This window comes from Pseudoxanthomonas jiangsuensis (genome assembly GCF_010093185.1).
In the GTDB taxonomy this organism is placed as follows: Bacteria; Pseudomonadota; Gammaproteobacteria; order Xanthomonadales; family Xanthomonadaceae; genus Pseudoxanthomonas; species Pseudoxanthomonas jiangsuensis.
In genome coordinates, this window is the sequence record NZ_PDWL01000010.1 from 105,226 (window position 1) to 125,057 (window position 19,832).

Below are 19,832 nucleotides of genomic sequence, written 5' to 3' on the forward strand. Positions count from 1 at the left end.
TCCCTGTACCACCCCAAGGATCCATGACCTTGCCCATGAAAGCACCGTTGCGCTGGTTCTTCCTGTTCGTCTGCCTGCTGGTCCCGGCCCTGGCTTCGGCCCAGCAGCAGGGTCTGGAGATCGACATCATCGGCGGCAACGCCTCGGCCCTGCCGATCACCGTGGTGCCGATGCCCTACCAGGGCGGCGCCGCGGCCCCGCAGACCGACGTGGCCAAGGTGGTCCGCGACGACCTGGCCCGCTCGGGCCAGTTCCGGACCCTGCCGGAGGCCCAGATCGTCGAGCGCCCGACCCGCGGCGGCGAGATCAACTACCCGACCTGGCGCCAGCTCAAGCAGGACTACATCGTGGTTGGCCGGGTGCTGGACGCCGGTGACGGCGGCTACCGGGTGGAATACGAGCTGTTCGACGTGGCCCGCGGCGAGCGCCTGCTCGGCCTGGCCATGACCGCCCGCGCCAGCGCCATGCGCGACGTGGCCCACCAGATCGCCGACGCCATCTACGAGAAGATCACCGGCGTGCGCGGCGCGTTCTGGACCCGGATCGCCTACGTCACCGCCAGCGGCACCGGCAACAACATGCGCTACGCGCTGGTGGTGGCCGACTCCGACGGCTGGAACCCGCAGACCGTGGTCCGTTCGGCCGAGCCGTTGCTGTCGCCGGCCTGGAGCCCGGACGGCCGCAAGGTCGCCTACGTCAGCTTCGAGCGCGGCAATTCCTCGATCTACATCCAGGACATCGCCACCGGCGCGCGCGAGCTGGTCTCCAGCTTCCGCGGCATCAACGGCGCCCCGTCCTTCTCCCCGGACGGCCGCCGCCTGGCCCTGGCCCTGTCGCGCAGCGGCAACCCCGAAATCTACGTCATGGACCTGGGCAGCAAGCAGCTGACCCAGCTGACCAACCACTTCGGCATCGACACCGAGCCGACTTGGAGCGCGGACGGCTCGACGATCTACTTCACCTCCGACCGCGGCGGCCGCCCGCAGATCTACCAGGTGCCGTCCAGCGGCGGCAGCGCCAGCCGGGTGACCTTCCAGGGCAACTACAACGCCACCGCCTCGGTCTCGTTCGACGGCAAGAAGATCGCCGTGGCCCAGGGCTCGGGCAACACCTACCGGATCGCGGTGATGGACTCCAGCCTGGGCTCGCCCCGCTGGAACACCGTGTCCACCGGCTCGCTGGACGAGTCGCCCAGCTTCGCCCCCAATGCCGGCATGCTCCTGTACGCCTCGCGCGAGGGTGGCAGGGGGGTGCTGTACGCGGTCTCGGCCGATGCCCGGGTCCGCCAGCGGCTGGTCCTGGCCGACGGCGACGTCCGCGAGCCGGCCTGGTCGCCGTACCGCAGCGCCCGTTAAGAAAGGGTTGTAAGATTCGCGCCGTAAAGCTCCAGATCCCGTTTCAAACCCCGCTCCAAGCCACCATCGTCACCACCGTGCATCACAAGGATTGATCATGAACACCACCCGCGTCCTGCTCGTTTCGCTGCTTTCCGTGGCCGTGCTGGCCGGCTGCTCCAAGAAGGTCAAGGAGCAGCCCGCCACCGACACCACCCCGACCACCACCCCGACCACCCCGGTCGCCGATGACGGCCGTTACGGTCCGGAAGACCTGGACACCGACGCCTGCCTGCGTCAGCGCGTGGTGTACTTCGACTTCGACCAGGACTCGCTGAAGCCGGAGTTCCAGGCCATCGTCGCCTGCCACGCCAAGTACCTGCGCGACCGTCCGTCCTCGCGCATCACCCTGCAGGGCAATGCCGACGAGCGCGGCAGCCGCGAGTACAACCTGGGCCTGGGCGAGCGTCGCGGCAACGCCGTGAACTCGGCCGTGCAGGCGGCCGGCGGTTCGGCCAGCCAGCTGGAAGTGGTCAGCTACGGCGAAGAGCGCCCGGTCTGCACCGAGTCCGGCGAGAGCTGCTGGGCGCAGAACCGTCGCGTCGAAATCGTCTACACCGCGCGTTGATCGATGCCGGTTAGCCGATCCCTCGGCATGATGCTGGTCGTGGCGGCCCTCGTGGCCGCCACGCCCGCGCATGCGCAGAAGATGAGCCTGGCCGACCGGGTCGCCCGGCTCGAAGCCCAGGCCAACAACACCCAGGCCAACCAGGACCTGCTGAACCAGCTCAACCAGCTGCGCAGCGAGGTGGTCCAGCTGCGTTCTGCCGTCGAGCAGCTGCAGCACGAGAACCAGCAGTTGCAGCAGCGCAACCGCGACCAGTACCTGGACCTGGACAGCCGCCTCAACCGCCTCGAGGGCGGGGCCCTGCCGGCGCCGCCGGCCGCCGCCACCCCGGCGCCCGCCGCCGCGACCGCGCCCAGGGCGAGCGCCCCGACCCCGGCCGCATCCGACGCGCCCCGCGTGTACGGCGATGCCGGCTCGCTGGCCCAGTCCGGCGACGAGCGTGCCGCCTACGGCGCCGCGCTGGATGCGCTCAAGGCCAGCCGCTACGACGAGTCCGCGCAGATGTTCCAGGCCTTGCTGGACACCTGGCCGGCCGGCATCTACGCCCCCAACGCGCTGTACTGGCTGGGCGAGAGCTATTACGTGACCGGCAACTACCCGCTCGCCGGCCAGCAGTTCGAATCCCTGATCGCGCGCTACCCGACCCACGACAAGGTCCCCGGTGCGCTGCTCAAGCTGGGCCTGGCCCAGTTCGGCGACGGCCAGGTGCGCCAGGCGCAGTCGACCCTGGAACAGGTCGTCGAGCGCTACCCCGGCACTGACGCCGCCCGCATCGCCTCCGATCGCCTGCAGTCGATCCAGCTCAGCCAGCTGCGCTGAGCCGCCGCTCCACCGGATCCGCCATGGACACCCCCGCGCCGCAGAACCGCCTGCGGCTGACCGAGATCTTCCTGTCGCTGCAGGGCGAGGCCAACACCGCCGGCTGGCCGACCGTGTTCGTGCGCCTGACCGGCTGCCCCCTGCGCTGCCAGTACTGCGACACCGCCTACGCCTTCCACGGGGGCGAGTGGTGGGAGATCGGCGCGATCCTGGCCGAGGTCGCCCGCCACGGCGTGCGCCACGTCTGCGTGACCGGTGGCGAGCCGCTGGCGCAGAAGCGCTGCCTGGAATTGCTGCGGCAGCTGTGCGACGCCGGCTACGACGTGTCCCTGGAGACCTCCGGCGCGCTGGACATCGCCGGGGTCGACCCGCGGGTGTCGCGGGTGGTGGACCTGAAGACCCCCGGCTCGGCCGAGATGGCGCGCAACCGGCTGGAGAACCTGCCATTGCTGACCGCGCGCGACCAGGTCAAGTTCGTGCTCTGCGGCCGCGGCGACTACGAATGGGCGCGCGCGATGGTCGCCGGGCACCGCCTGGCCGAACGGTGCGACGTGCTGTTCTCGCCCAGCAAGAGCGAGCTGGCCCCGCGCGACCTCGCCGACTGGATCGTCGCCGACCGCCTGCCGGTGCGCTTCCAGCTGCAGCTGCACAAGATCCTCTGGAACGACGAGCCCGGCCGCTGAGCTGCCGCCGGCATACGACCTACAATGACCTGCCTACCTTCCACGCACGCCCCATGAAGAACGCCGTCGCCCTCGTCTCCGGAGGCATGGACTCGGCCGTGGTCCTGGCCATCGCCCGCGAGCAGGGCTATGCCGTGCATGCGCTGAGCGTGCGCTACGGCCAGCGCCACACCTCCGAACTGGACGCCGCCGACCGCGTCGCCCGCGCCCTTGGCGCGGCGGCGCACAAGACCGTGGACGTGGACCTGCGCAGCATCGGCGGCTCGGCCCTGACCGACGACATCGAGGTGCCCGACGCCGGCGGCGAGGGCATCCCGGTGACCTACGTGCCGGCCCGCAACACCATCATGCTGTCGGTGGCGCTGGGCTGGGCCGAGGTGCTGGGCGCGGCCGACATCTTCTGCGGGGTCAACGCGGTGGACTATTCCGGCTACCCGGACTGCCGCCCCGAGTTCATCGAGGCCTTCGAGCGCCTGGCCAACCTGGCGACCAAGGCGGGCGTGGAGGGCGCCGGCATCCGCGTGCACGCGCCCCTGCTGCGCATGGGCAAGGACGAGATCGTGCGCGAGGGCCTGCGCCTGGGCGTGGATTTCGGCCAGACGGTGTCCTGCTACCGCGCCGATGCCGATGGCCGCGCCTGCGGGCATTGCGATGCGTGCCGGCTGCGGGCGGCGGGCTTCGCAGCGGCGGGTGTGGCCGACCCGACCCGGTACGCGTAGGCGCCGGCCGCAACCGCGGCCCGATCAGGGTCAGGGAATTCCGGCGATCGCCGGAGCTGGTGGGCCGTGATGGATTCGAACCATCGACCAGCGGATTAAAAGTCCGATGCTCTACCGACTGAGCTAACGGCCCACGGGGTGCCGGCGCGCGGCCGGGCGGGCATTTTAACCGACTATCCCCTGTCCGGCGCGACGGCCGTCAGTCCTCGCGTGCGGGGCAGCGTTCGATCCCGTCGCCGGACGCCGGGCTTGCGGAGCGACCGCCCGAGCCGTTGCGCGCCTTTTCGGCCAGCGCCTCGTAGCGTTGGCGCAGTTCTTCCAGCTTCTGGTCGTCCATCTCCTCCATGTCCAGGAGGATGTTGTCGGCGTCGCTGACAACGCGGATCAGCTCGTCCAGCTTCAGGTGCAGGGCGGCGGTGTCCGCGTTCTGGGTGTGCTGGATCAGGAACACCATGAGGAAGGTGATGATGGTGGTGCTGGTGTTGATCACCAACTGCCAGGTGTCGTTGAAGCCGAACAGCGGCCCGCTCAGCGCCCAGGCCAGGATCAGGCCCAGGGCCAGGCAGAACACCCAGGGCGTGCCTGCGGCCTTTGAAGCTTTCTTGGCGATGGTGTTGAACAGGTCGCGGATGCCCATGTGGTGTCCCCTCGGTGCGTGCCTTCAATCTAGGTGCCATCGCGGTGCAGGGTCGGTGAACGCGCCAGCAGGCAGGTGGCACGGCGTCACCGCCTGCCGGGCGACCGCGCCAGTGCTTCACGCGTCGGTGGCGTGCGCCGGTGCCCAATGCAAGCCCGGTATTTCCGACGCCTCGCGAGACGGAGCGAACCATGCCTGCCGAATATTCCTTCTGGAAGCGCAACGGCCTGTCCCTGGTGCTGGCGGCGCTGTTCCTGGCGTTCTGGATCGGCCAGATCCTGACCGGGCAGGCGGCGTTCAACGAGGAGCGGGCCATGGACGGGCTGCCGCCGCTGGCCCTGCTCGCCTACGTCACCTCGGGCCACGCCATCTCGGCGACGTTCGAGAACTGGGAGAGCGAGTTCCTGCAGATGGGCATGTACGTGTTGCTGACGGTCTGGCTGCGGCAGCAGGGATCGGCCGAGTCGCGGCCGCTGGATCCGGCCAGGGACGAGGAGGAGATCGAGCCCGGTCCCACGCCGTGGCCGGCCCGGGCGGGCGGACTGGCGCGCCGGCTGTACGCCAATTCGCTGTCGCTGGCGTTCCTGGCGCTGTTCGCCATCGCCTTCGTGCTGCACGGCCTGGGCAGCTGGAAGCTGGAGAACGAGGAGCGTGCGATGCAGGGCCAGCCGCCGGTGACCCTGCTCGAACACGTGGGCGGCGCCCAGTTCTGGTTCGAGTCGATGCAGAACTGGCAGAGCGAGTTCCTGGCGGTGCTGTCGATCGTGGTCCTGTCGATCTGGCTGCGCCAGGATCGCTCCCCGGAATCCAAGCCGGTGGCCGCCCCGCACATGCAGACCGGGGCATGAGAATCGTCTGAGAACCCGTGCCGCGCGTCTCAATCGGAACATTATTCCTGCAGCCGCCCTTCCATATTCGGCGCGGCCTTAACGAATGCTCGGCCAATGTCGAGGATCGGTGAAGCAGAGAGAGCGGGCGCGATGGAAGCACGGGAAGCAATGCTCGAGGGCAGCCGGATCCTGCTCGTGGAGGACGAATACCTCCTGGCCTCGCTGCTGAAGGAGATCCTGGAAGACCTCGGGGCCGAAGTGATCGGTCCGTTCGCGCGGGTTGGCCCGGCGCTGGATTCGCTGCATGACGACGCGATGCCGCAGATCGCCTGCTCGACGTGAACCTGGGCGGCGAGGATTCCTTCCCGATCGCCGACGAACTGGCCCGCCACGATATTCCCTCGGTGCTGCTGACCGGGTACGACGCCGGCACGCTGCCGGAGCGGTACCGGCATCTGCCCTGCCTGTACAAGCCGATCGACCTGGCCGCCATCCACCGCGGGTTCGTGCCGCTGGCGGCGGACGCGGCCGGCGGCGGGCGCACGTCGCCCGGCGACGTGCGCTTCCACTTCAGCCACTGACGCGGCGCGGATGCGCCGCGCCATCCAACGGGGCGCCGGCAAGCGGATCAGGCCGCCTTGCGCTCGCGCGCTGCGCGCTGGTTGCCGCCCTGTTCGGCCAGCCGGGTCAGCTTCTCGTCGGTGGCCTTTTCCTCTTCCAGCGTTTCCAGCAGCAGCGGCAGCGCGTCCTTGTAGCCGAGCTGCTTGGCCAGCGCGGCCAGGGTGCCGTAGGCGGCGATCTCGTAGTGCTCGACCTTCTGCGCGCCGCCGATCAGCGCCGCGTCGCGCAGGGGGCCCTGCTCGATGGAGTCGATGATCTCCTTGCCTTCCTCGACCAGGCCTTCCATCGCGGCGCACTTGATCCGCTTCAGGCGGATGTCGAGGATCTCGACGATCCGGTCGATGCGCTCGATCTGGCCCTGGGTCTCCTCCAGATGCATGCGGAAGCCATCGGCCAGGGCCGGCTCGTCGGCGGCGCGGGCCAGGCGCGGCAACGCCTTGGTCAGCTGCTTCTCGGCGCTGTAGATGTCCGACAGCTCGTGGACGAACAGTTCTTCAATGGTCTTGACGCTCATGGCGATGCTCCTCGTGGTGGGTCGGGTAAGGCGGGGGGGGGTTACTGCGTTGAAGCGGAAGAGCCGGAGTCGGGGCGCGCCGGTACCGCATCCTCCTTGTGCTGGGCCGGCTGTCCCTCGCGGGCACCGGGCTGCGATTCGGGATCGTTGCGCCGCTCGCTCTCGCGCTTTCCGGGCTGCTCGCCGCGCCGGTGCTGCGGCTCGACGGGGCTCACGGCCGCATCTCCGTCTGCGGCAGGCCGGTGCTGGCGACGCCATGGACGACCGGATCGCCTGCGATGTCCGTGCCCGGCGGCGCGGTTGCAGGCGCCTGTGGCGGATCCGCCACGTATTGCTGCAGCAGTTCGGGAAGGAAACGGGCGAGGCGGTTCGGATCGAGTTCGTGTTCCATGCGGCGATCTCGTGGGAAGGTTGTGGGGCTCGGCAGTCGCCGGCCAGGTCGGCAACCGCGCGAACCGGGAGGATGCGGGACAGGTCGTTAGCTCCGTTGCGCATTGCGGGTGAAGGCCTGTTTTACGACTGCGACCGGTGCGCCTTCATCGATGCGCACCTGGTGTCATCGGGCGGTGAGGCGCGCGGTTCGTGAAGAGGCCCGTTCCGGGCTGCGTTCCCTGCGTGGACCGGTTCCGCGTGCCGGAATGGCGTTGCACGCCTGCCTGAACGCGTTCGGGCAGGCGCCGGCCCGCGCGGTTGAAGCGCCTGTGGGGTGGGCGCATATTCAATCCGTCCCTCTTGCCCCTCTTCCGTCGCGTTGCCACGTCTCACCCGCTGCGACCGCGGCGGGGCAGGCTCCGGCTTTCGGCGACAGTCCGCGCCCATGAGCACCGCTGCCTTCCATCCCGCCGTCGCGCGCTGGTTCGACCGCGCCTTCCCGGGCCCGACCGAGGCCCAGGCCGCGGCGTGGCCGGCGATCATGGCCGGGCGCAACACCCTGGTGGCCGCGCCGACCGGTTCGGGCAAGACCCTGACCGCGTTCCTGGCCGCGCTCGACGCCCTGGTGCGCGAGGGCCTGGCGAACGGCGGCGAACTGCCCGACCGCACCCAGGTGATCTACGTCTCGCCGCTGAAGGCGCTGTCCAACGACATCGCCCTGAACCTGGAAGCGCCGCTGGCCGGGATCCGCGACGCCCTGCTGGAGCTGGGCCTGCCGGACGTGCGGATCCGCACCGCGGTACGTACCGGCGACACCCCGCAGGGCGAGCGCGCGCAGATGCGCAAGCAGCCGCCGCACGTGCTGGTCACCACCCCCGAGTCGCTGTACGTGCTGCTCGGCTCGGCCTCGGGCCGGGCGATGCTGGGCTCGGTGCGCAGCGTGATCGTGGACGAGATCCACGCCCTGGCCGACGACAAGCGCGGCAGCCACCTGGCGTTGTCGCTGGAGCGACTGGAGGCCCTGTGCGGGCGGCCGCTGGTGCGGATCGGGCTGTCGGCCACGCAAAAGCCCGTTGAGGAGGTGGCACGGTTCCTGGTCGGTGCGGCCAACGTGTATCCCTCGCGCGAGGCGCTGCCCGGCTGGGACGGCCCCGATCCGCTGGCCGGCACCGCCGCGGTGCTCGGCGGCCAGGCCGCCACCGACGTGCCCGACTGCGCGGTGGTCGACATCGGCTACGCCAAGCAGCGCGACCTGGCCCTGGAACTGCCGCCCACGCCCCTGTCGGCGGTGATGTCCAACGAGCAGTGGGAGCAGGTCTACGCGCGCCTGGTCGAGCTGGTGCGCCAGCACCGCACCACCCTGGTGTTCGTTAATACCCGGCGCATGGCCGAGCGTGCGGCCTTCCACCTGGGCGAGCTGCTCGGGCGCGAGGTCGTGGGCACCCACCACGGCAGCCTGTCCAAGGAACTGCGGCTGGAGGCCGAGCAGAAGCTCAAGCGCGGCCAGCTGCAGGTGCTGGTGGCCACCGCCTCGCTGGAACTGGGCCTGGACATCGGCGACGTCGACCTGGTCTGCCAGCTCGGCTCGCCGCGTTCGATCGCCGCCTTCCTGCAGCGCGCCGGGCGCTCGGGTCACCACGTCGGCGGGGTGCCGAAGGCGCGGCTGTTCCCGCAGACCCGCGACGAGCTGGTCGAGTGCGCCGCCCTGCTGGACTGCGTGCGCCGCGGCGAGCTCGACGCCCTGCGGATCCTGCCGGCGCCGCTGGACGTGCTGTGCCAGCAGATCGTGGCCGAGGTCGCTTCCAGCGAGTGGGACGAGGACGCGTTGTACGACTGGCTGCGCCGCGCCTGGCCGTACGCGCGCCTGGAGCGGGCGAAGTTCGACGAAGTGGTGAAGATGCTGGCCGACGGTTTCAGCGACCGCCGCGGCCCGCGCGCCGGCTGGCTGCACCGCGACGCGGTCAACCGTCGCCTGCGCGGCCGCCAGGGCGCGCGCATGGTCGCCACCATGTCCGGCGGCACCATCCCCGAAACCGGCGACTACGCGGTGGTGCTGGAGCCGGCCTCCACCTTCATCGGCTCGGTCAACGAGGACTTCGCGGTCGAGAGCATGGCCGGCGACATCTTCCAGCTGGGCAACGCCAGCTACCGGATCCTGCGGGTCGAAGCCGGCCGGGTGCGGGTGGAGGACGCGCAGGGCATGCCGCCGAGCATCCCGTTCTGGCTGGGCGAGGCGCCCGGGCGCACCGACGAGCTGTCGCTGGGCGTGTCGCGGCTGCGCGAGGAACTCGCCGCGCGGCTTGGGCCCTTCGTCCCGGAGGGAGAGGGGGGCACGGCCGCCATGGCCTGGCTGACCGAAGAACTCGGCCTCGCCGAACACGCTGCGCGCCAGCTGGTCGATTACCTCGGCGCCACCGCGATCGCCCTGGGCGGGGCGATGCCCACCCAGAAGCGGATCGTGCTCGAGCGCTTCTTCGACGAGACCGGCTCCACCCACCTGGTGGTGCACAGCCCCTACGGCAGCCGCCTCAACCGCGCCTGGGGCCTGGCCCTGCGCAAGCGCTTCTGCCGCCAGTTCAACTTCGAGCTGCAGGCCGCGGCCACCGAGGAGGCGATCGTGCTGTCGCTGTCCACCAGCCACAGCTTCCCGCTGATCGAGGTCTCCAAATACCTGCACTCGTCCTCGGCGCAGGACGTGCTGGTCCAGGCCCTGCTGGACGCGCCCTTGTTCCCGGTGCGCTGGCGCTGGAACGCGACCACCGCGCTGGCCCTGCCGCGCTTCGTCGGCGGCAAGAAGGTGCCGCCGCAGCTGCAGAGGATGAAGTCCGAGGACCTGCTGGCCACCGTGTTCCCCGACCAGGTCGCCTGCCTGGAGAACATCGTCGGCGAGCGCCAGGTGCCCGACCACCCGCTGGTCGCGCAGACCCTGGACGACTGCCTGCACGAGGCGATGGACACCGAGGGCTGGCTGCAGGTGCTGCGGGGCCTGGAATCGGGCGGGATCGAGGTCGCCGCCTGCGACGTCACCGCGCCCTCGCCGCTGGCCGCCGAGGCGCTGAACGCACGGCCCTATGCCTTCCTCGACGATGCTCCCCTGGAGGAGCGCCGTACCCAGGCGGTGCAGACCCGCCGCTACGCCGACCCGCAGTCGGCCACCGACCTGGGCCGGCTGGACGCCGAGGCGGTGGCGCAGGTGCGCGAGGAGGCCTGGCCGCGCCCGCGCAGCGCCGACGAGATGCACGAGGCCCTGACCGGGCTGGGCTTCGTCACCGCCGCCGAAGCCGCGCGTTCGCCGGCCTGGGAGGCCTGGCTGCAGCAGCTGTTGCGCGACGCGCGCGCCACCCGCCTGCTCGCCGCCGGCCGCCAGTGGTGGGTGGCGGCCGAGCGCCTGCCGCAGCTGCTGGCCCTGCACCCGTCGGCCCTGCAGCAGCCGGGGATCGCGGTTCCGGAGGAATACGCAAAGGTGCCGTGGAGCGCCGAGGACGCGGCGGTCGCCCTGCTGCGCTCGCGCCTGACCGGCCTCGGCCCGGCGACGGCCGCCGCCCTGGGCGACAGCCTGGCGCTGGCGCCGCTGGTCGTGGACATGGCCTTGCTCAAGCTGCAGTCGCAGGGCTATGCGATGCAGGGCCGCTTCTCGCCGGGGGCGAGGGACGAGGAATGGTGCGAGCGCCACCTGCTCGCGCGCATCCACCGCTATACCCTCAAGCGCCTGCGCCGCGAGATCGAGCCGGTGGCGCCGCGCGACTTCATGCGCTTCCTGTTCGACTGGCAGAGGGTCGCCCGGGACTCGCGGGTCAGCGGCCCGGAGGCGCTGGCCGGGGTGCTGGCGCAGCTGGAAGGCTACGAGGCCCCGGCCGCGGCCTGGGAGGGCGAGATCCTGCCGGCGCGGGTGCGCGACTACTCGATCGCCTGGTTGGACGACCTGTGCACCGCCGGCCGCACCCTGTGGACCCGGCTGCGCGCGGCCGAGGCCGAACCCGGCGCGACGCGCGGCGGCGGCGCCTCGCTGCGCGGCACCCCGATCCTGCTGCTGCCGCGGCGCAGCGCACCGCACTGGACCGCACTGGCGCCGGATCCGGGCGAGGACGCGGCGCTGTCCTCGCGCGCGCAGAAGCTGGCCGACTTCCTCGCCGCGCACGGCGCCTCGTTCTTCGACGAGATGCTGGCCGGCACCCGCCTTCTGCAGACCGAGCTGGAGGACGCGCTGGCCGAACTGGTCGCCCGCGGCCGCGCCCACTGCGACAGCTTCGCCGGCCTGCGCGCCTTGCTGGTGCCGGCTTCGAAGCGGCCTTCGCCGGGCCATGGCCGCCGGCGCGCGATGATGCTCGGAATCGAGGACGCCGGACGCTGGGCCCTGGTGCGGCGGGCGTCGCCGGTGGCGGTCGATGGCACCGTCCCGGAGGAGGCGTCCGTGGCCGCCGATGGCACGCGCGCTGTCGAAGCGGTTGCCGCCGTGGGCAAGCCGTCGTCATCCGGTTCCTCGCGGCCGCCGAAACCCGATCCGGAAGCGGTCGAGCACGTCGCCCGGGTGCTGCTGCGCCGCTACGGCGTGGTCTGCTGGCGGGTACTGGAGCGTGAGGCGGCCTGGCTGCCGCCGTGGCGCGAACTGTTGCGCGTCTACCATCGGCTGGAAGCGCGGGGCGAAGTGCGCGGCGGGCGTTTCATCGAGGGCCTGTCGGGCGAGCAGTTCGCCCTGCCGGAAGCCATCGGCCTGCTGCGCAAGGCGCGGCAGAAGCCGGAGGACGGCACCCTGGTCTGCCTGAGCGCGCTGGACCCGCTGAACCTGTCCGGCACGGTGGTCGCCGGCGACAAGGTGCCGCGTATTGCCGGGGCCCGCGTGCTGTACCGCGACGGCATGCCGTTGGCCTCGCTGGTGGCCGGCGAGGTGCGGCCGATGGCGAAACTGGACCCGGCTTTGGAAGCCGCCGCCCGCAAGACCCTGCTGCGCGAGCCCGACTCCGGCCCCGAAGCCCTGCTCGCCCGCCTCCAGGCCGCCACTCCCCTGTAGGAGCGGGTTGACCTGGCTTCGGAGACGCTTGTGCGTTGGGAATCGTGCCTTCGGATGCCGGTTTTGCTTCACCTGTAGGAGCCGGGAGACCGGACATTCGTCCGTGGAGAAGCGCCGGCGACCGTGGAGGCGGACGGATCATTGGCGTCCGGTTTCACGCAAACGCATCCGCCATGGCGGTCGCCGGCAAGACCGGCTCCTACAAAAGGCAGAGCAAAAGCTCGAAGAGCGGAGCACCAGAAGCGGTGAACTCCAAAGCCGCAGACCCAAGGCGCGGCGGCCCCGGCCGAAGCCGGCGCACGGCATGCCGCCCCCAGCTCATCCCTGCTCGCGCACGATCTCCAGCACCGCCTCGCCGTAGCGGCCGAGCTTGCCGCCGCCGATCCCGCCGACCCGGGCAAGCTCCGAAATGGAGGCCGGGCGCAGCTGGGCGATGTCGCGCAGGGTGCGGTCGTGGAAGATCACGTAGGCCGGCACGTTCTGCTCGCGCGCCATCTGCCCGCGCCAGGCGCGCAGGGCGTCGAACAGGGGGCGGTCGCCGGCGTCCACGTGCAGGGTGCTCTCGCTGCGGCGCTCGCCGCCGCCGCTTCCGCCGCCGCGGCCGGACTTGCGCGCCGGTTCCTCGCGCAGGTGCACCTCCTGCTCGCCGCGCAGCACCGGCCGGGCCGCCGGGCCCAGGCGCAGGCTGCCGTGGCCCTCGGCGTCCACTTCCAGCAGGCCGGCCACCACCAGCTGGCGGAACACGCTGCGCCAGGCGTTGGCGTCCAGGTCGGCGCCGATGCCGTAGGTGGAGATCTCCTGGTGGCGGAACTGGCGCACCTTCTCGGTGTCGGCGCCGCGCAGCACGTCGATCAGGTGGGCTGCGCCGAAGCGCTGGCCGGTGCGATAGACGCAGCTCAGGGCCTTGCGCGCGGCCTCGGTCGCGTCCCAGGTGCGCACCGGCTGCAGGCAGTTGTCGCAGTTGCCGCATACGCCCGGGCCTTCGTGGCCGGCGGCCGGGACGTAGGTTTCGCCGAATGCGGCCAGCAAGGCCTGGCGCCGACACATCGCCGATTCGCAGTAGCCCAGCAGCTGGTCGAGCTTGCGCCGCTCCAGCGCCTTGCGCTCCTCGCCGGCCTCGCCCTGCTCTATCATCTGCCGCAGCAGGACCACGTCGCCCAGGCCGTAGCCCATCCAGGCCTCGGCCGGCTCGCCGTCGCGGCCGGCGCGGCCGGTCTCCTGGTAATAGCCCTCGATCGACTTGGGCAGGTCCATGTGGGCGACGAAGCGCACGTCCGGCTTGTCGATGCCCATGCCGAAGGCGATGGTCGCGCACATCACGATTCCGTCCTCGCGCAGGAAGCGGCGCTGGTTCTCGGCGCGCACCGCCGCCGGCAGGCCGGCGTGGTAGGGCAGGGCGGCGATGCCGCGGCCGGCGAGGAACTCGGCGGTCTCCTCGACCTTGCGCCGCGACAGGCAGTAGACGATCCCCGACTCGCCGGCGTGCGAGGCCAGGAAGTCGACCAGCTGCCGGCGCGGGTTGTCCTTGTGCGCGACCAAGTAACGGATGTTGGGCCGGTCGAACGAGCTGAGGAAGCACTGCGCGTCCTCCAGCGCCAGGCGCTCGGCGATCTCGCGCCGGGTCGGCGGGTCGGCGGTGGCGGTCAGGGCGATCCGCGGCACCTGCGGCCAGCGCTCGTGCAGGATCGTCAGCTCGCGGTATTCGGGGCGGAAGTCGTGGCCCCACTGCGAGACGCAGTGGGCCTCGTCGATCGCGAACAGGGCGATTGGGCTGCGCTCGATCAGGTCGAGGAAACGCGGGGTGAGCAGGCGCTCGGGGGCGACGTAGAGCAGGTCGAGGCCGCCGTCGAGCAGATCGCGCTCGACCTGGCGGGCTTCGGTGGCATCCAGGGTGGAGTTGAGGTAGGCCGCGCGCACGCCCAGCTGGCGCAAGGCCTCGACCTGGTCCTGCATCAGCGCGATCAGCGGCGAGACCACCAGGCCGGTGCCTGCGCGCAGCAGGGAGGGGATCTGGTAGCACAGCGACTTGCCGCCGCCGGTGGGCATCAGCACCAGGGCGTCGTGGCCGCCGGCGACGTGCTCGACGATGGCCTGCTGCTGGCCGCGGAAGGCGTCGTAGCCGAAGACCCGGCGCAGCACCGACACGGCATCGCCGGCGGGGGCCGCCGCATCGGCGATGCGCGGCGGTTCGTCGTGGAGGAGTTCCTGCATGCGCCAAGGATACCGGGCGATGCGGGCGGCAGCGCTGAACCGTGCGGGTGCGCGAGGGTAGGAAAAGCAGGCGCGGCGGTGTAGGGGCGGCAGGCTGAAACACGACGGCCGCCCGGAGGCGGCCGTCGCAGGCGGTGCGGACCCGCAGGTCCGCGCGCCGCTCACTCCAGCAGCGAGCGCAGCATCCAGGCGTACTTCTCGTGGGTCTGCAGGCGCTGGGTCAGCAGGTCCACGGTCGGGTCGTCGCCGGCGTCGTCGGCGGTCTTGAGCACCTCGCGCGCGGTCCGGCACACCGCCTCGTTGCCGGCCACCAGCTGCTGGACCATGCCCTTCCAGTCGGGCACGCCGTCGGCGCCGGACTCCTCGCGGATCGAGGTCAGGCGGATGAACTCGGCGTACGAGCCCGGGGTGTTGAAGCCCAGCGCGCGGGTGCGCTCGGCGACCTCGTCCAGCGCGTTCCACTGCTCGGTGTACTGGGTCTCGAACATCACGTGCAGCGAGTTGAACATCGGCCCAGTCACGTTCCAGTGGAAGTTGTGGGTCTTCAGGTACAGGGTGAAGGCGTCGGACAGGTAGCGGGCCAGGCCTTCGGCGATCTCCTTGCGGTCGGCGCTGGTGATGCCGATGTCGATCCGCGAGGTCGAGGCGACCGGGTCGAGCGTCTTGGCGGTCTTGGCCTTGCCGGCCGGGGCCTTCTTGGGGGACTTGGTCTTGGCCATGAACATGCTCCTTGGGGTGGGTCCACAGGGGAGAGATGGGGCTGTCACAATAGACGTTAAACCCCTTCGCGTTATGCAAAGTTTCACACGGCCGCATAGATGGAATCGATCCCCGCCGACCTCCGCACCGCCCTCGACGCCGGCCGGCGCGGCATCGACACGGCCCTGACCCGCGACCGCGGCCGCCTGCACGGACTCTGGTCGCGCTGGCGCGGCGCGCCGGCCGATGCGCAGCTGCGCGAGCGCTTCGAGCAGGCCCTGGCGGCCTCGGCCGCGCAGGTACGGGCGCGCGCCGAAGGCCTGCCGGCGGTGACCGTGGACGCGGCCCTGCCGATCGCCGCCGAGGCCGAGCGGATCGTGCGCCTGATCCGCGAGCACCCGGTGGTGGTGGTGGCCGGCGAGACCGGCTCGGGCAAGACCACCCAGCTGCCCAAGCTGTGCCTGGCCGCCGGCCGCGGCGTGGCCGGGGCGATCGGCTGCACCCAGCCGCGGCGGATCGCCGCCCGCGCGGTGGCCACCCGGGTGGCCGAGGAGCTGAAGGTGCCGCTGGGCGGCGTGGTCGGCTACCAGGTGCGCTTCAGCGACCATGCCGGGGCCGATACCCGGGTCAAGTTCATGACCGACGGCATCCTCCTGGCGGAGATCGCCTCCGACCGCTGGCTGTCGGCCTACGACACCCTGATCATCGACGAGGCCCACGAGCGCAGCCTCAACATCGACTTCCTGCTGGGCTACCTCAAGCAGCTGCTGAAGAAGCGCCGCGACCTGAAGGTGATCGTCACCTCGGCCACGATAGACACGTCCAGGTTCTCGAGGCATTTCGACGACGCGCCGGTGGTCGAGGTGGCCGGGCGCACGTTCCCGGTGGAGGTGCGTTACCGGCCGCCGGAACAGGGCACGGGAAGCGATGAACGGGGAACGGCCGATCCCGCCGGCCCCGGGCGCGGCGCGGGAAAGCGGGACGGCGGCGCAGGCGCTTCCGCCCGCCGCCCGCGCGAGGAGCGCGAGCTGGATCCGCTGGCCGCGATCGCCAGCGCCATCGACGAAATCACCGCCGCCGACCCGCGCGGCGACGTGCTGGTGTTCCTGCCCGGCGAGCGCGAGATCCGGGACCTGCACCGGGCGCTGGAGAAGCGCCAGTACCGCTCCACCGAGGTGCTGCCGCTGTATGCGCGGCTGTCGGCGCGCGACCAGGACCGGGTGTTCAACCCCGGCCCGCAGAGGCGGATCGTGCTGGCCACCAACGTCGCCGAAACCTCGCTGACGGTGCCGCGGATCCGCTACGTGGTCGACCCGGGTGAGGCCCGGATCAAGCGCTACAGCCCGCGCTCGAAGATCGACCGCCTGCACGTGGAGCCGATCAGCCAGGCCAGCGCCAACCAGCGCAAGGGCCGCTGCGGCCGCGTCGCCGAGGGCATCTGCTACCGCCTGTACGCCGAGGCCGATTTCCTCGCGCGCCCGGAATTCACCGACCCGGAGATCCGCCGTTCCAGCCTGGCCGGGGTGATCCTGCGCATGCTGCATCTGGGCCTGGGGCGGATAGAAGACTTCCCGTTCCTGGAGCCGCCCGACGAGCGCGCCATCGCCGACGGCTGGCAGCAGCTGGTCGAATTCGGCGCGATCGAGGAGACGGGCGACGGCCAGCGCCGGTTGACCGCGATCGGCCGGCAGATGGCGCGCCTGCCGGTGGACGTGAAGCTGGCGCGGATGCTGGTGGCCGCGCAGGCGCACGGGGTGCTGCGGGCGATGCTGCCGATCGCCGCCTTCCTCGGCGTGCAGGATCCGCGCGAGCGTCCGCCGGAAGCACGCGAGGCCGCCGACAACGCCCACGCCCAGTTCGCCGATCCGCGCTCGGAGTTCGTCGGCATCCTGCGCCTGTGGCAGGCCTACGACGACGCCCACGGCGAGCTGACCCAGTCGCGGCTGCGCGACTGGTGCGGCAAGCGTTTCCTCGGGTTCCTGCGCATGCGCGAATGGCGCGAGCTGCACCGCCAGCTCAAGCTGCTGTGCGAGGAGCTGGGCTGGCGCGAGGAACCGGCGGAACAGGCGGTGCTGCCCCTGCTGGCCGGTGCGCCGGCGGCGGACGAGCGTGGCGGTTCCAGTGCGCGTCCCACCCGCGGCGAACTGCACCGCGCCGCGCGGATGGTGCGGGAAGGCAAGGCGATCCAGGCGTCAACCGTGGCGGCGCCCGCGCGCGGCTCCCGACCGGCCGGCGCGGCATCGGCGGCCGGCGCCGCGGGCACCGGCGCAGAGCCCCGCATCGGCGCCCGCGAGCGCGCCGCCGCCTACCAATCCCTGCATCGTGCCCTGATCGCCGGCCTGCCGACCCAGCTCGGCCACCGCACCGAGAAGGGCGACTACCAGGCGCCGCGCCAGCGCCGCTTCCAGCTGTTCCCGGCCTCGCCCCTGGCGAAGAAGCCCCCGCCCTGGGTGCTGGTGGCGACCCTGCTGGATACCCAGAAGGTCTGGGGCCTGACCGCCGCGGCGATCGAGCCGGACTGGGCCATCGCCGAGCTGCCGCACCTGCTGGCGCGCAAGCACTTCGATCCGCGCTGGTCGCGCGCCCAGGGCAACGTCCTGGCCTCCGAGCAGATCGGCCTGTTCGGCCTGGTGCTCGCTCCCAAACGGCCCGTCCACTACGGCCGGATCGACCCGGCCGGCGCCCACGACCTGTTCGTGCGCCAGGGCCTGGTGACCGGCGAGATCGACACCCGCGCCTCGTTCGTCGCCGCCAACCTCAAGACCCTGGAGCAGGCGCGCGAGGAGGAGGCCAAGCTGCGCCGCGCCGGCCTGGTCGCCGGCGAGGACTGGCAGGCGCGCTGGTACCTGGACCGGGTGCCGGGCGAGATCCACTCGGCCGCCGGCCTGGATGCCTGGTACCCGAAGCTGGGCCAGGAGAAGAAGCAGGCCCTGCGCTGGTCGACCGTCGACCTGCTGCCCGGCGAAGGCAGCCAGGACGACCTGTACCCGAAGTACTTCCCGCTGGGCGACGCGCGCCTGCCCCTGCACTACCGCTTCGAGCCGGGCGCGGCCGACGACGGCGTCACCCTGGACGTGCCTTTGCCGCTGCTCAACGCGCTGGACCCGGCGCGGCTGTCGTGGCTGGCGCCGGGCTTCGTCGCCGACAAGGCCGCCGGCCTGATCCGCAGCCTGCCCAAGGCCATGCGCCGCAACTACGTGCCGGCGCCGGACTTCGGCCGCGCCTTCTTCGAGGCGTTCCCGAAACCATCGGCCGATGCGCTGCCCGGCGAGCTGGCGCGCTTCCTCTCTCGCGCCACCGGGGTCCAGGTTTCGGCCCTGGATTTCGACGAGGCCGCGCTGGAGCCGCACCTGCGGATGAACCTGCGCCTGCGCGATGTCCAGGCGCGCGCGGAGCCGGCGCGCGCAGCGCCGGAGCAGGACGGCAAGGTGCTGGCCGAGTCGCGCGACCTCGACGCGTTGCGCGCGCAGTTCGGCGAGCGCGCCGGCCGCGCCTTCGCCTCGCGCGCCGCGCGCGCGCTGGCCCAGGGCGGCGGCGAACTGCGCGATTTCCCGGAAGAAGCCATACCGGTCCAGGTCACCGGCGAGGCCGGCGTGCCCGGCTGGCCCGCGCTGGTGGACGAGGGCGAACACGCCGTGCTGCGCGTGTTCGCCGACCGCGCCCAGGCCGAAGCGGCGCATCCGCGCGGGGTCGATCGCCTTTTGCGCATCGCCCTGGCCGACAAGGCCCGGCAGGCGCGCAGGCAGCTGCCGGTCTCGCCCAAGCTGGGCCTGCTGTACGCGGCGATCGAGCAGTTCGGCCATGGCCCGGAGGCGAAGGCGAAAGAGAAGGAGCAGCTGCGCGCCGACCTGGTGGAGGCCGCGCTTAACGCGGTACTGGCCGAGGGCCTGGGCGAGATCCGCGACCGCGCCGCGTTCCGCAAGCGTGCCGAAACCGCAGGCCGCACGCTGTTCGCCGAGGCGATGGCACGGTTGCAGCTGGCCGAGCAGATCCTGGCCGCGGTGGCCGAGCTGAAGCCGAAACTCGAGGCGCCGCTGATGGGGTGGGCCGGGGCCAACCTCGACGACCTGCGCGCGCAGCTGGAGGGCCTGGTGCACCCCGGCTTCCTTGGCCGCACACCGGCCGAGGCCCTGGCCCAGTTCCCGCGCTGGCTCAAGGGCATGGCCCTGCGCGCCGAACGCGCGATGCGCGACCCGGCCCGCGACCAGGCGCGGATGCTCGAACTCAAGCCGTTCATCGACGCGCTGGCCGCGGCGCGCGCGCGCGGCGAGGACGAGGCGCCGGAGTGGCAGGCCTTGCGCTGGGACCTGGAGGAGCTGCGGGTTTCGCTGTTCGCCCAGGAACTGGGTTCGCGCGGCGGCGTCTCGCCCAAGAAGCTGGCGCAAAGGCTGGCCACGCTGCTGTAGGTGCCGGCAGACTTGAAATCGGATGTGGACCGGCCAGCCTTTCGTAGACATCCGGTTGCCATAATTGATGGCAATGACCGAGGTGTTTATGAGCAACAGCAAGCAGTACACGGATGAGTTCCGGGCCGAAGCGGTGAAGCAGGTGATCGAGCGTGGCTTCACGGTAGTGGACGTCGCCTCGCGGATCGGGATTCCCAAGCACACATTGTATGGCTGGGTGCAGGCGGCCAAGAAGACGATGCCGGCCGCTGGAGCCACGGTTGCGCCGAGCGAGTCAGCCGAGATCCGCCGGCTCAAGGCCGAGCTGCGGCGGGTGACCGAGGAGCGCGACATCCTAAAAAAAGCCGCCGC

Annotated in this window: 16 protein-coding genes, 1 tRNA gene and 1 pseudogene; 11 read left to right on the top strand and 7 right to left on the bottom strand. The window is 71.5% G+C overall.

The window, feature by feature from the left end; all coding sequences use genetic code 11:
* Nucleotides 1–35 precede the first annotated feature (35 nt).
* From tolB to queC, 5 genes are all read left to right on the top strand, one after another.
* Nucleotides 36–1,355, top strand: a complete 1,320-nt coding sequence (gene tolB / locus CSC62_RS08275) for a Tol-Pal system beta propeller repeat protein TolB (protein ID WP_162405708.1) — start codon at nucleotides 36–38, stop codon at nucleotides 1,353–1,355.
* A 97-nt stretch (nucleotides 1,356–1,452) separates the two neighbouring features.
* The gene (pal, locus tag CSC62_RS08280) at nucleotides 1,453–1,962 is read left to right on the top strand and encodes a peptidoglycan-associated lipoprotein Pal (RefSeq protein WP_162405709.1); all 510 of its coding nucleotides are present in this window, start codon (nucleotides 1,453–1,455) and stop codon (nucleotides 1,960–1,962) included.
* A 27-nt stretch (nucleotides 1,963–1,989) separates the two neighbouring features.
* Nucleotides 1,990–2,781: a tol-pal system protein YbgF gene (gene ybgF / locus CSC62_RS08285; protein WP_425502001.1), complete on the top strand. Its 792-nt coding sequence runs from the start codon at nucleotides 1,990–1,992 to the stop codon at nucleotides 2,779–2,781.
* Between the two features lie 23 nt (nucleotides 2,782–2,804).
* On the top strand, nucleotides 2,805–3,464 hold the full coding sequence (gene queE, locus CSC62_RS08290; protein ID WP_162405710.1) for a 7-carboxy-7-deazaguanine synthase QueE: 660 nt from the start codon (nucleotides 2,805–2,807) through the stop codon (nucleotides 3,462–3,464).
* A 53-nt stretch (nucleotides 3,465–3,517) separates the two neighbouring features.
* The gene (gene queC, locus CSC62_RS08295; RefSeq protein WP_162405711.1) at nucleotides 3,518–4,183 is read left to right on the top strand and encodes a 7-cyano-7-deazaguanine synthase QueC; all 666 of its coding nucleotides are present in this window, start codon (nucleotides 3,518–3,520) and stop codon (nucleotides 4,181–4,183) included.
* A gap of 57 nt (nucleotides 4,184–4,240) precedes the next feature.
* On the opposite strand, the gene CSC62_RS08300 is transcribed toward queC, so the two are convergent.
* Both CSC62_RS08300 and CSC62_RS08305 read right to left on the bottom strand, forming a co-directional pair.
* Nucleotides 4,241–4,316: transfer RNA gene (locus tag CSC62_RS08300), tRNA-Lys, on the bottom strand.
* Nucleotides 4,317–4,382: 66 nt separating this feature from the next.
* On the bottom strand, nucleotides 4,383–4,820 hold the full coding sequence (locus CSC62_RS08305) for a low affinity iron permease family protein (RefSeq protein WP_162405712.1): 438 nt from the start codon (nucleotides 4,818–4,820) through the stop codon (nucleotides 4,383–4,385).
* Between the two features lie 191 nt (nucleotides 4,821–5,011).
* Between CSC62_RS08305 and CSC62_RS08310 the strand changes: the two genes are divergently transcribed.
* From CSC62_RS08310 to CSC62_RS08320, 3 genes are all read left to right on the top strand, one after another.
* Nucleotides 5,012–5,668 carry a DUF6766 family protein gene (locus CSC62_RS08310; protein ID WP_162405713.1) on the top strand — a complete coding sequence of 219 codons (657 nt, stop codon included), beginning with the start codon at nucleotides 5,012–5,014 and terminating at the stop codon, nucleotides 5,666–5,668.
* 150 nt (nucleotides 5,669–5,818) lie between these two features.
* Complete coding sequence (locus CSC62_RS08315) at nucleotides 5,819–5,992, top strand: response regulator (RefSeq protein WP_162405714.1); 174 nt, start codon at nucleotides 5,819–5,821, stop codon at nucleotides 5,990–5,992.
* Nucleotides 5,989–6,231, top strand: coding sequence for a response regulator (locus CSC62_RS08320; protein WP_162405715.1), 243 nt, complete (start codon nucleotides 5,989–5,991; stop codon nucleotides 6,229–6,231). The genes CSC62_RS08315 and CSC62_RS08320 overlap by 4 nt, the downstream gene beginning before the upstream one ends.
* A 47-nt stretch (nucleotides 6,232–6,278) precedes the next feature.
* Here the strand turns inward: CSC62_RS08320 and CSC62_RS08325 are convergent, their stop codons facing one another.
* Genes CSC62_RS08325 through CSC62_RS08335 form a run of 3 tightly spaced genes read right to left on the bottom strand, consistent with a single transcriptional unit; the run spans nucleotide 6,279 to nucleotide 7,176 of the window.
* The gene (locus tag CSC62_RS08325; RefSeq protein WP_162405716.1) at nucleotides 6,279–6,785 is read right to left on the bottom strand and encodes a YciE/YciF ferroxidase family protein; all 507 of its coding nucleotides are present in this window, start codon (nucleotides 6,783–6,785) and stop codon (nucleotides 6,279–6,281) included.
* Nucleotides 6,786–6,826: 41 nt separating this feature from the next.
* Complete coding sequence (locus CSC62_RS08330) at nucleotides 6,827–7,000, bottom strand: hypothetical protein (RefSeq protein ID WP_162405625.1); 174 nt, start codon at nucleotides 6,998–7,000, stop codon at nucleotides 6,827–6,829.
* Nucleotides 6,997–7,176 carry a hypothetical protein gene (locus tag CSC62_RS08335; RefSeq protein ID WP_162405717.1) on the bottom strand — a complete coding sequence of 60 codons (180 nt, stop codon included), beginning with the start codon at nucleotides 7,174–7,176 and terminating at the stop codon, nucleotides 6,997–6,999. The genes CSC62_RS08330 and CSC62_RS08335 overlap by 4 nt, the downstream gene beginning before the upstream one ends.
* A 426-nt stretch (nucleotides 7,177–7,602) precedes the next feature.
* On the opposite strand from CSC62_RS08335, the gene CSC62_RS08340 reads away from it, so the two are divergent.
* Nucleotides 7,603–12,165: a DEAD/DEAH box helicase gene (locus CSC62_RS08340; protein WP_162405718.1), complete on the top strand. Its 4,563-nt coding sequence runs from the start codon at nucleotides 7,603–7,605 to the stop codon at nucleotides 12,163–12,165.
* A gap of 318 nt (nucleotides 12,166–12,483) precedes the next feature.
* Here CSC62_RS08340 and recQ read toward each other — a convergent pair whose 3' ends face one another.
* Nucleotides 12,484–14,376 (bottom strand): DNA helicase RecQ, encoded by a 1,893-nt coding sequence (gene recQ, locus CSC62_RS08345; RefSeq protein ID WP_162405719.1) that lies wholly within the window; start codon nucleotides 14,374–14,376, stop codon nucleotides 12,484–12,486.
* 161 nt (nucleotides 14,377–14,537) lie between these two features.
* Nucleotides 14,538–15,095: a Dps family protein gene (locus tag CSC62_RS08350; protein WP_162405720.1), complete on the bottom strand. Its 558-nt coding sequence runs from the start codon at nucleotides 15,093–15,095 to the stop codon at nucleotides 14,538–14,540.
* Nucleotides 15,096–15,194: 99 nt separating this feature from the next.
* On the opposite strand from CSC62_RS08350, the gene hrpA reads away from it, so the two are divergent.
* Both hrpA and CSC62_RS18280 read left to right on the top strand, forming a co-directional pair.
* Complete coding sequence (gene hrpA, locus CSC62_RS08355; protein ID WP_162405721.1) at nucleotides 15,195–19,481, top strand: ATP-dependent RNA helicase HrpA; 4,287 nt, start codon at nucleotides 15,195–15,197, stop codon at nucleotides 19,479–19,481.
* An 88-nt stretch (nucleotides 19,482–19,569) separates the two neighbouring features.
* Nucleotides 19,570–19,728 (top strand): annotated as a pseudogene (locus CSC62_RS18280) (transposase); the annotation flags it as partial.
* Between the last annotated feature and the right edge of the window lie 104 nt (nucleotides 19,729–19,832).